Raw genomic sequence first — 9,739 nt, forward strand, 5'->3', positions numbered from 1 at the left:
CGAAATTGTGCCCTTTGTGCCCTTAAGCGGCCCGACGTTGGACCATGGGGCGGCGAGAGGGCGGGCGGGCGCGTGCGTCATCGCACCGGGTGAAGCATGGCGGAACAAATTAGGAAAGCCGCGAATGGCAGCGACCGATCCTATTTCGTCACGCCGTCCTTTGTCGGGTTCGTGCGACCGCCGTCTGGCGCTGCCGCGTGGGCGTGCCTATCTAGGCCCGCGATGAGAACTGGGGACCGGATGACGATCGTGATCGCGCGGCTGCGGCCGAAACCGCTGGCGGCGGGGCAATTGCTGTGCGCGCTGGCGCTCGCCGCGCTGGTCGCCATGCAGGCGCGCGGCGACACGGTCGGCGAGGTCGTGCGGCACATAGTGTTCGGCGATGTCGTGATGACCGCGCTGATGGCGGTTGCTCTATTGGGCTTCGTCTATTTCCGGCGGCTGTGGCGGTGGCGGAACGCCTATGTCCGCCACGACGGCGTGACGCTGTACCGCGGCGGCAGCGCGCGCTGGCCGCTGGCGCTGGTCCGCGACGTGGTGTTGGCGAAGGACGGGGTCGGGGTGGAATCGCTGCGGCTGGTGGTCGACGACGACAGCGAGGTGACGCGCGAGTTGGTGAAGCTCGCGCTGCTGGAGGACACGCCCGAGGCGGTGCGCGGCGGGGTGATGTTCGCGGCAGCCGGCATGCGCGGGGTGCCGGGTGGGGTTACGGTGAACTAGGCTTGATCAATTTTGGAACCGTACGGGGAAACGTGTGCGTAGGCCGACGGTTGGACGTCCGTCAGGCAGCGTTGCGGGCATGCGCACTTCGCGGCTCCGGTGCTCAGCCCAGCGAGAGAAATAGCCAGCGAATTCTGGCGGGTTCGCGCTAGTGGTCCGGCAAATCAACGAATAGTCGGTCTGCACTTGGCATTCGACGGAGAGCGTCCCTTGTGCATTATAGCGCATCGCGCGCGCTGGATAGTCGCCCGCCGTGATCCTGAACAACGGCCCGAGCAGGGCGCTATCGACGAACTCGCCGTTGTCGAGATCGAGCGCAGGGCGCGTTGCGGGGTCGATATCCACGTCGAAGCGGACGCTGCGCCAGGGGCCGTTTTCGACACTGGCTTCGATCGCTCCGAACGGCGTGAAGGATGGATGCGCGTAATAGAGCAAATCTTTGGCGATCGCCGCCGTGGGACTATCGGCGTCAAAACCTTCGGCGGTGCAATCGAAGCTGACGGCCCCGTTGGGCAAGACCGGGCAGAGCATCGATACGCGCGTCGAGCCTACGCTTTCCCTTCCGGCGCCGGACCACAGCGCGTAGCGTTCAGCGATAGTAAGCGGGCGTATAGCGGGCTCGTCAGGCGATGGGGACAGGACTTGGACGTCCCTTACCGTGCCGTAACGGTCGGTTACGCGTTCGACCTTGGGCGTAGCGGCCGGTGTTGCTGACGCGGGCGCGGTCACAGCGAGCGCCAGCGCGACGACTCCGGCGGCGCTGGCAATAGCATGGTACGGCGTCATGGATGCTCTGTTCCGTAAAGTCTTGCGCTGTCTAGATAACGGCCTTCGAATGCCACCATTAAACCGAAAACCCGCCCGAATTCCGCCGGTTCGAGCTCGCCGCCAGCACCTTCTTGCCCTGCGGGGTCAGCGCCCATTTGGTGCCCTGTGCGACCACCAGTCCCAGCGTGACGAGTTCTTCGCGGATCGGGTCGGTGGGGAGTTGGGGGCGGCGGTTCGACAGGCCTTCGAGCGTCGCGCGCTGCGGCTGGCTGAGGATGAGGAGCTTGGGTTTCTTGTCGGTCATTGTCTTTGCCTTGTTCTGTTTATTGGGCGGGGGCCTGTGCCCTGAGGTTCCTGGCCCACCCCGCTGCGACTAGCCAGCAAGCTGGCAAGCTTTGCTGCCCCTCCCCTGAAGGGGAGGGGTTTGGTTATCACTCCGCGGCGATCCCGGCCTTGGCGAACATGTCTTCGCCCTCGTCGCCGGCGTCGTTCACCGCGGGGGCGTCGTCGCTGGTCTTGGCCTTTTTGCGGTTGTCGAAGCTCGACCACACGCTGTTCCATTCGCCGCGGGTCGCGCCCTTGCTGTACTCGGTCGCGCGCGTCTCGAAGAAGTTGGCGTGCTCGACGCCGTTGAGCAGCGGGGCGAGCCAGGGGAGGGGGTGTTCGTCGATCATGTAGATCGGCTGGAAGCCGAGCTGCCCCAGGCGCCAGTCGGCGATGTAGCGGATGTAGCGCTTGATCTCCTTGGGCGTCATGCCGGGGACCTGGCCCTGTTCGAAGGCCAGGTCGATGAACGCATCCTCGAGCCGCACGGTTTTCTGGCAGGTGTCGATGATGTCTTCGCGCACCGCCTTGGTCAGGCAGCCGCGTTCCTTGGTGAAGGTGTGGAACAGCTTGATGATGCCTTCGCAGTGGAGGCTTTCGTCGCGGATCGACCAGCTGACGATCTGGCCCATGCCCTTCATCTTGTTGAAGCGCGGGAAGTTCATCAGCATCGCGAAGCTGGCGAAGAGCTGCAGGCCCTCGGTAAAGCCGCCGAACATCGCGAGGGTGCGCGCGATATCCTCGTCATTCTCGACCCCGAACTGCTGCATATAATCATGCTTGGCGCGCATCTCGTCATATTCGAGGAACATGCCATATTCGCTCTCGGGCATGCCGATGGTGTCGAGCAGGTGGCTGTACGCCGCGATGTGCACGGTTTCCATGTTGCTGAACGCGGTCAGCATCATCTTGATCTCGGTCGGCTTGAACACGCGGCCATATTTGTCGTGGTAGCAATCCTGCACCTCGATATCGGCCTGGGTGAAGAAGCGGAAGATCTGGGTGAGCAGGTTGCGTTCATGGTCGCTGATCTTCTGCGCCCAGTCGCGGCAATCCTCGCCCAGCGGCACTTCCTCGGGAACCCAGTGGATCTGCTGCTGGCGCTTCCAGAAATCGAACGCCCACGGATATTCGAAGGGCTTGTAGGTCTTGCGGGCTTCTAGAAGGGGCATCAGTCTATCCTTGCGTTCGAACTTCATTCCCTCTCCCCTTGTGGGAGAGGGAGGGGCCCAAGGCGTCAGCCTTGGGAGGGTGAGGGGGCCAGGGCGGCGTCGATTTGTGCCAGCACTCCCTCGATATTCGTCATCACATCGTCATTCCAAAACCGGATCACCTTGTAGCCTTCGCCGGTGATGAAGCGGGTTCGTGCTTCGTCATAGGCGAGGGCTTCGTCATGCTGTCCCCCGTCGATTTCGATCACCAGCCGTTCGGCGTGCGATGCGAAATCGGCGAAATAGGGCCCGAGAGCTTGCTGGCGGCGGAACTTTGCGAGAGGGAAAGCCTCCCGCAAGGCGCGCCACATGCGCTTCTCTGCGTCGGTGGCTTCGCGGCGGAGCTTACGCGCTCTTTCGGTTGTCCACCAAGGGAGGTCGGCACGCTTGCCTCGCCCCCTCACCCTCCCATCGCCGCTCACGCGGCGACGGGCCCCTCCCTCTCCGACAAGGGGAGAGGGGTTTTATGCTTTACTGACAGGCCAGGCACTCGTCATAATCGGTGCTCTCCAGCTGATACACCGGCGCTTCGGCGGTGTTGTCGGCCTCGACCCCGCCCGCGAAGCCGGCGCGCTGCACCGATTTCGAGCGGAGATAATAGAGCGATTTGATGCCGAGTTCCCACGCGCGATAGTGGAGCATGAGCAGGTCCCATTTCTCGACGTCGGCCGGGATGAACAGGTTCAGCGACGCGGCCTGGTCGATATAGGGGGTGCGGTCGGCGGCGAGTTCGAGCAGCCAGCGCTGGTCGATCTCGAAGCTGGTCTTGTAGCAGTCCTTCTCGTCCTGGGTCAGGAAGTCGAGGTGCTGGACGCTGCCGCCCTTTTCGAGGATCGAGTTCCACACATTGTCGCTGTTCTTCGCCTTGTCGACGAGCAGGCTTTCGAGGTGCGGGTTGCGGATCGAGAAGCTGCCCGACAGCGTCTTGTGGGTGTAGATGTTCGCGGGGATCGGCTCGATGCACGCGCTGGTGCCGCCGCAGATGATCGAAATCGACGCGGTCGGCGCGATCGCCATCTTGCAGCTGAAGCGCTCCATCACGCCCTGATCGGCGGCGTCGGGGCAGGGGCCGCGCTCGTTGGCGAGCAGCATCGACGCCTGATCGACCTGCGCGCGGATATGCTTGAAAACGCGCAGGTTCGACGATTTCGCCATCGCGCCCTCGAAGGGCAGGCCGCGCGCCTGGAGGAAGCTGTGGAAGCCCATGACGCCGAGGCCGACCGAACGTTCGCGGCTGGCGCTATATTTGGCGCGCGCCATTTCGGGCGGGGCGCGGTCGATATAATCCTGCAGGACGTTGTCGAGCATGCGCATGACATCCTCGATGAACATCTTGTCGCCGTTCCACTCGTCCCAGGTTTCGAGGTTGAGCGACGAGAGGCAGCAGACCGCGGTGCGATCGTTGCCGAGATGGTCGCGGCCGGTCGGCAGCGTGATTTCGCTGCACAGGTTCGAGGTGGTGACCTTGAGCCCGAGATCGCGGTGATGCTTGGGCATCATGCGGTTCACCTGGTCGATGAAGATGATGTAGGGTTCGCCGGTCGCGAGGCGCGTTTCGACGAGCTTCTGGAACAGGCTGCGCGCGTCGACGGCGCCGCGGACGCTCTGGTCCTTGGGGCTGCGCAGGTTGAATTCGGTGCCGTCGCGGACGGCCTCCATGAACTCGTCGGTGATCAGCACGCCGTGGTGGAGGTTGAGCGCCTTGCGGTTGAAGTCGCCCGAGGGTTTGCGGATTTCGAGGAACTCCTCAATCTCGGGGTGCGAGATGTCGAGGTAGCAGGCGGCCGAGCCGCGGCGCAGGCTGCCCTGCGAGATGGCGAGGGTGAGTGAGTCCATCACGCGGACGAAGGGAATGATGCCGCTGGTCTTGCCGTTGAGGCCGACCGGTTCGCCGATGCCGCGCACGCTGCCCCAATAGGTGCCGATGCCGCCGCCGCGGCTGGCGAGCCAGACATTTTCGTTCCACGTCTCGACAATGCCTTCGAGGCTGTCGGGGACCGAGTTCAGATAGCAGCTGATCGGCAGGCCGCGGCCGGTGCCGCCGTTCGAGAGAACGGGGGTCGCGGGCATGAACCACAGCTTCGAGATATAGTCGTAGAGGCGCTGGGCGTGGTCCTGATCGTCGGCATAGGCCGACGCGACGCGCGCGAAGAGATCCTGATAGGATTCGCCGGGAAGCAGATAGCGGTCTTCGAGCGTTTCCTTGCCGAAGTCGGTGAGCAGCGCGTCGCGGCTGCGGTCGGTGACGACCTCGAACCGGCGCGCGTGGACTTTCGCCTCGCCGCTGTCGTTGAGCTTTGCCGTTGCGGGCGAATCGCCCTTTGATTCGGGGGCCGCCTGCGTGTCGTTTTTCGTCAATTCCATCGTCGCCACGTCGCTCGTCTCCACCCGGTCCGTTTCCCGAAAATCCATGTATCACGCCCTCGATTACACCGGCGCGCATCGCGCGCCTGTTCCTGTCTTGTTCGACTCGGGACGAAACCCCAGCCTAGCATCTAAACCGTCCTCGGGGGCACATATTTTTGGGCGCAAAACGCTCTTTCCCGTGCCCATGTCTCATGAGCGACGGAAAACCGCCATTTCCAGCCAAACACTATTTCTTGGGGTGCCCCCGTGGTCTACCCACCATCCATAGTGCCACGTCGGCGCTGAGACGCAAGAGAGTAAATGACAGATTAGGGACTCGACTCGTCGCCATTTTGATTCGTTTCGTCGATGGCAAAGCACGCTTCGCGGAGTCGGGCCGCGGCTTTCCGCGGGTCCGGCGCGGGCGTGACAAAAGTGCCGCACCGGCAAAAATTATTTCGGGTGACACAAGATATGGGGGAGCGGCTTTTCATCGCGGCACGCAGCCTTTAGGCGGTGTGCCCTGGAAGCGCGTTGGGGGACAGGCACTTATGCTGGTGGGGATCGATCTGGGGACGACGAACAGCGCGGTCGCGGTGTGGCGCGACGGCGGGCCCGAACTGATTCCCAACGCGCTCGGCGACCTGCTCACCCCCTCTGCGGTCAGCGTCGGCGACGACGGCGCGCTGCTCGTCGGCCTCGCGGCGCGTGAGCGGCAGGCGACGCATCCCGAGGCGACCGCGACGATCTTCAAGCGGCGGATGGGCACGACCGAGGAAGCGCGATTGGGCAAGCGCCGCTACCGCCCCGAAGAGCTGTCGGCGATGGTGCTCGGCGCACTCAAGGCCGATGCCGAGGCGTTTCTGGGCGAACCGGTCACCGGCGCGATCATCACCGTTCCCGCTTATTTCAACGACCGCCAGCGCAAGGCGACGCGGCGCGCGGGCGAACTCGCCGGGCTGAAGGTCGAGCGGCTGATCAACGAGCCGACCGCGGCGGCGCTGGCCTATGGCATCCATGAGCTCGAGGAGGAGCGCCCGTTTCTGGTCTTCGACCTTGGCGGCGGCACCTTCGACGTCTCGCTGGTCGAGATTTTCGACGGGGTGATCGAGGTGCGCGCCTCGGCGGGCGACAACCGGCTGGGCGGCGAGGATTTCAACGCGGCGATCGTCGCGCTGGCGCGCGATGCGCTGGGCGAGGGGCTGAAGGCGAAGCCGGGCGACAGCGCGATGCTCGACGAGGTGATGCGTGCCGCCGCCGAACGCACCCGCCGCGCGCTGAGCGACGCCGACCGCGCGCCGTTCCAGATCGTGTGGAGGGGCGAGGCGTTCGAATGCGAGATTACCGGCGAGGCGTTCGAGGCGCGGGCGCAGCCGTTGATCGACCGATTGCGCGACCCGGTGCTGCGCGCGCTGCGCGACGGCAATGTCCGCGCCGAGGGCCTGTCGGAGATCGTGATGGTCGGCGGCGCGACGCGGATGCCGCTGGTCCGCCGCGCGGTGACGCGGATGTTCGGGCGCTTTCCCAATGCGCAGATCAACCCCGACCATGCGATCGCGCTGGGCGCGGCGGTGCAGGCGGGGCTGAAGAGCCGCGACGCGGCGCTCAAGGAGATCCGCCTGACCGACGTCTGCCCTTTCACGCTGGGGGTCGATACGGGGCACCGCGATGCGGGCGGCAAGGTGACCACCGGGCTGTTCTCGCCGATCATCGAACGCAACACGGTGATCCCGGCGAGCCGCAGCGAGGTCTATTCGCCGATGGAGGCGCACCAGCAGAGCGTGACCTTTGGTATCTATCAGGGCGAATCGCGCTTCGTCGCGCAGAACGTCAAGCTGGGGCAACTCGACGTGCCGTTGCCGCAGGGGCATGGCGGACAGATCGGCATCGCGGTGCGCTTCACCTATGACGTGTCGGGGCTGCTCGAGATCGACGTCGAAGTGCCGGGCACTGGAACGCGGCGCCAGCTCGTCATCCGCGACGAGGAGGATCGCGAGAGCGAGGCCGATTTCGCCAAGCGCCGCAAGGCGCTGGAGGCGCTGAAGATCCATCCGCGCGAGGAAGCCGCGAACGCCGCGACGCTGGCGCGTGCCAACCAGCTGTTCGAAAACCGGCTGGGCTATGAGCGGCAACTGGTCGGCGAATGGATCGCGCAATTCGAAGCGGTGCTGGCGCGGCAGGAACCGCGCGAGATCGAGGCGGCACGGACCGAACTCGACAAGGCGGTCGACGGCATGGACGGAGAGCAGTTCCTGTGAGCCGCCGCCGGCCGCCGTGGAGCAGCCTGGGGATCGATCCGACGAGCGACGAGCGGGCGATCAAGCGCGCCTATGCCGGGAAGCTGAAAGAGATCGACGTCGAGGCCGAACCGGCGAAATTCATCGCGCTGCGCGGACGTCTGGAAGACGCGCTGCGACAAGCGCGCTGGATCGACGACGGCGCGATCGAAGACGCAGGCGACGACGGACCCGAGGATGCGCCGGACGACCCGGCGATGTCGGAGGACAGGCTGGCGGAGAGCGGCTGGACGATGCTGTCCGGCGATCCGGTGGATGAGGCGGCGCTATCGATCCGGTCGCCCGAACGGATCAATCCGTGGACGGCGCCCGCGGTGGATCCCGTCGCGGCGCGCTTCGCGGCGATCGAGGCGGCACTGGTGGCGGGCGGCGAGGCGCGCGAGCGGACCCTCGACCGCGAGATGCGTGCGCTGTGGGCCGAACCCGCGCTGGAGACGGTCGATGCGGCGGAGGATGCCGAGCATCGCCTCGCCCATCTCGCGCTCGACCATGGCGCCGACGCCTCTTATCTCTTGCGGCTGGCGAGCTGGCATTATGGCTGGGTGCGGCGTTCGCAGCGGGTCGGGACCGACTGGGCGATCCGTGAAGTCGGGCAGCGCGCCGCGGCCGAGCATTGGTTCCAGCAGATCGGCGAGGGCGTCATCGCCGGCCATGCGAAGCAGGTGATCGACGATATCGAACAGGCGCCGAGCGGCCGCTGGTGGCGCGACTTTTTCCCGAAGCGGCGGATCACCGCTTTCCTCGACGAGCTGCGACGGCGGCATCCCGAGGGCGAATACCGGTTCGATGCCGACATCGTCGCGGCGTGGGAGCGGATGCGCAACCCCGGCATTTCGCTGGGATCGTTGTTCGGGCTTGTGGTGCTCGGCGCCATCGCGGCGATCGCGGCGAGCTGGATCGACCTCGATGCCGCCGCCGGCAATGCCGCCTTCTGGGGTTTTTTCCTGGCCGGGCTGATCGGGTTTGCCGCGTATCGCTGGGGATTGCGGCGCATCCGCCCTACGCGCCCGTCGCGCTATGGCGGCCCGCTGGCGGCGCGGCAGGCCGGCGCGCTCGCGCTGATGCTGGTGGTATTCGCGCTCGCCGCTCTGCTGCCGCCGCATTGGGCGATCGGCATCGCCCTCGCGCTGGCGAATGTCGCGCTGTTGCCGCTCAGCGGGGCGGTTCTGCCGTCCGAAGAAGAGCGCGATCCGGCGCTGTGGGGCCTGTACAATGGGCGCTATCCGATCATGGCGGCGGGGCTGTTCGGCGCCTTTGCGATGGTCCATGCACCCGGATGGGTGCAGGCGATCGCCCCGGGGCTGCTGGTCGTGGCGGCGGCGCAGTTGCTGCGCGAACGGCTGGTGGCGACATGGGAGGCCCTGCCCGCGACGATGCTCGGTGCGGTGCGGGCGGGCCTGCTGATCGCGGCGGTGATCGTGGTCGTTGCGGGGACCCAAACCATGCCCGACCTGCCGGCCGCGCCGGTGGTGCTGGCGGGGATATTGCTGCTGCTGGTGCAGGACGCGGCGGTGAACGCCTGGCGTCCGCCGCTCTCCACCGCCTTCTACTTCGCCTATATCGTGCTGATCGTGCTGTTGATGGCGTTCCCTTTGCTCGTCCCGATGGCGCTCGTTGTGCGGCGGCTTGCCGACCGGCTGTTCATCAAGGGGTGAGGGAAGGGAGGATTGTATTGGGAAAGACGCGGACGGTTGTAACCTCGTCATCCCGGACTTGATCCGGGACCCGCCGTTCTTCTTCAGAGCGGCAAAGGCTCGAACCCGAAATCCTCGGCGAGCTTGCGCCAGGTCATATTCGAGGATCGCAGTCCTCGCTTGATCCGCTCGTCGCGCAGGATCGCCGCGTCATCCTCGCGGGAAAAGGCAAGGCAGGCCCCGGGTCAAGCCCGGGGTGACGATGGTGGCCGATGTCCGCAGCCCGTCGCTTGAAGAAGAGGCGGGACCGCAATCGGTCGAGCGTTGCCAGGCCTCGTTCCGCCCGCCCGGTCGATTTCCACCACCCCAAACGAAAAAAGGCCCCGGCGATGCCGAGGCCCTTTCTCTATTTCGTTCGGATTAGGCTTGGCCACCACCG

Annotated in this window: 8 protein-coding genes; 3 read left to right on the forward strand and 5 right to left on the reverse strand. The window is 65.6% G+C overall.

The window, feature by feature from the left end; translation table 11 throughout:
- The first annotated feature begins 222 nt into the window (after positions 1 to 222).
- Positions 223 to 720 carry a hypothetical protein gene (locus tag EEB18_RS15070; protein WP_262407946.1) on the forward strand — a complete coding sequence of 166 codons (498 nt, stop codon included), beginning with the start codon at positions 223 to 225 and terminating at the stop codon, positions 718 to 720.
- Between the two features lie 6 nt (positions 721 to 726).
- On the opposite strand, the gene EEB18_RS15075 is transcribed toward EEB18_RS15070, so the two are convergent.
- From EEB18_RS15075 to EEB18_RS15095, 5 genes are all read right to left on the reverse strand, one after another.
- A complete protein-coding gene (locus EEB18_RS15075; RefSeq protein WP_187142119.1) occupies positions 727 to 1,506 on the reverse strand; it encodes a hypothetical protein in 780 nt (259 codons plus the stop codon).
- Positions 1,507 to 1,564: 58 nt separating this feature from the next.
- A complete protein-coding gene (locus EEB18_RS15080) occupies positions 1,565 to 1,792 on the reverse strand; it encodes a hypothetical protein (RefSeq protein WP_187142118.1) in 228 nt (75 codons plus the stop codon).
- Between the two features lie 127 nt (positions 1,793 to 1,919).
- Entirely contained in the window at positions 1,920 to 2,984 is a 1,065-nt protein-coding gene (locus tag EEB18_RS15085; protein ID WP_187142117.1) for a ribonucleotide-diphosphate reductase subunit beta, read from the reverse strand.
- A gap of 65 nt (positions 2,985 to 3,049) precedes the next feature.
- Positions 3,050 to 3,334 (reverse strand): endonuclease domain-containing protein, encoded by a 285-nt coding sequence (locus tag EEB18_RS15090; RefSeq protein ID WP_316248973.1) that lies wholly within the window; start codon positions 3,332 to 3,334, stop codon positions 3,050 to 3,052.
- A 160-nt stretch (positions 3,335 to 3,494) separates the two neighbouring features.
- Complete coding sequence (locus tag EEB18_RS15095) at positions 3,495 to 5,435, reverse strand: ribonucleoside-diphosphate reductase subunit alpha (RefSeq protein ID WP_056346153.1); 1,941 nt, start codon at positions 5,433 to 5,435, stop codon at positions 3,495 to 3,497.
- A 485-nt stretch (positions 5,436 to 5,920) separates the two neighbouring features.
- Between EEB18_RS15095 and EEB18_RS15100 the strand changes: the two genes are divergently transcribed.
- Together EEB18_RS15100 and EEB18_RS15105 are read left to right on the forward strand one after the other, a co-directional pair.
- Positions 5,921 to 7,627 (forward strand): Hsp70 family protein, encoded by a 1,707-nt coding sequence (locus EEB18_RS15100; RefSeq protein WP_187142116.1) that lies wholly within the window; start codon positions 5,921 to 5,923, stop codon positions 7,625 to 7,627.
- Positions 7,624 to 9,321, forward strand: a complete 1,698-nt coding sequence (locus tag EEB18_RS15105; RefSeq protein ID WP_187142115.1) for a hypothetical protein — start codon at positions 7,624 to 7,626, stop codon at positions 9,319 to 9,321. The genes EEB18_RS15100 and EEB18_RS15105 overlap by 4 nt, the downstream gene beginning before the upstream one ends.
- Positions 9,322 to 9,739 lie beyond the last annotated feature (418 nt).

It is taken from the genome of Sphingopyxis sp. OPL5 (genome assembly GCF_003797775.2).
Classification (GTDB): Bacteria; Pseudomonadota; Alphaproteobacteria; order Sphingomonadales; family Sphingomonadaceae; genus Sphingopyxis.

Excerpts from the sequence above, each read along its gene's own strand:
- EEB18_RS15080 (WP_187142118.1), bottom strand. The coding sequence starts at position 1,792 with ATGACCGACAAGAAACCCAAGCTCCTCATCCTCAGCCAGCCGCAGCGC.
- EEB18_RS15085 (WP_187142117.1), bottom strand. The coding sequence starts at position 2,984 with ATGCCCCTTCTAGAAGCCCGCAAGACCTACAAGCCCTTCGAATATCCG.
- EEB18_RS15070 (WP_262407946.1), top strand. The coding sequence starts at position 223 with ATGAGAACTGGGGACCGGATGACGATCGTGATCGCGCGGCTGCGGCCG.
- EEB18_RS15100 (WP_187142116.1), top strand. The coding sequence starts at position 5,921 with ATGCTGGTGGGGATCGATCTGGGGACGACGAACAGCGCGGTCGCGGTG.
- EEB18_RS15090 (WP_316248973.1), bottom strand. The coding sequence starts at position 3,334 with ATGTGGCGCGCCTTGCGGGAGGCTTTCCCTCTCGCAAAGTTCCGCCGC.
- EEB18_RS15095 (WP_056346153.1), bottom strand. The coding sequence starts at position 5,435 with ATGGATTTTCGGGAAACGGACCGGGTGGAGACGAGCGACGTGGCGACG.
- EEB18_RS15075 (WP_187142119.1), bottom strand. The coding sequence starts at position 1,506 with ATGACGCCGTACCATGCTATTGCCAGCGCCGCCGGAGTCGTCGCGCTG.